Origin of the sequence: Aestuariirhabdus haliotis, from assembly GCF_023509475.1 — a bacterium.
Lineage (GTDB): Bacteria > Pseudomonadota > Gammaproteobacteria > Pseudomonadales > Aestuariirhabdaceae > Aestuariirhabdus > Aestuariirhabdus haliotis.
This window is the reverse complement of sequence record NZ_JAKSDZ010000106.1, coordinates 1-525: the sequence shown is the minus strand read 5'-3', so window position 1 is coordinate 525 and position 525 is coordinate 1. Positions and strand designations below refer to the sequence as shown.

At 47.8% G+C, this 525-nt stretch carries 1 protein-coding gene; it reads right to left on the bottom strand.

The window, feature by feature from the left end; all coding sequences use genetic code 11:
- Positions 1–147: 147 nt before the first annotated feature.
- A partial coding sequence (locus tag MIB40_RS19455) for a transposase (protein ID WP_249697161.1) occupies positions 148–525 on the bottom strand: 378 nt, incomplete at its 5' end.

The window sequence follows — 525 nt, the reverse complement described above, 5'->3', positions numbered from 1 at the left end:
CATAACGGCCTTCATTCGCGTCATAGATCGCCTGAATCTCAACCTTGAGATCATCATCTTCCAGACATCGCTGAGATCGGCTTCTGTTCTTCCAGCCATAGAATCCGCTGGTTGAGACACCCAGCCAGCCACACAATTTGGTGACGCTTAGCTGCCGCCCGATTTTTTCGATGAATCGATACCGTTCTGATGTTCCTCCGCAAGAAACCGTTGCCACTTTTTTAGCAGGTCAAGCTCCTCTCGAAGGCGAGCATTTTCCTTTTCCAACCGTTTGAGCTTGTTCAGCTCTTTCTTCTCTTTAGCGATACCAGTGAGCTTCTTGCGTTTATCGGCCACGATCTTTCCTTCTCTGTATTCCTTGCGCCATCGTGACAGCATCATAGGATGAATATCGAGCGTCTTGGCAACTTCTTGAACTTGAATGCCATCCATCAGGCTCAACTGAACGGCTTTGGCTTTAAACTCGTTTGTGTACTGCCAGGTTCTTCTTGGATTGTTGTAGCGTGGCATTGGATACCTCATCTT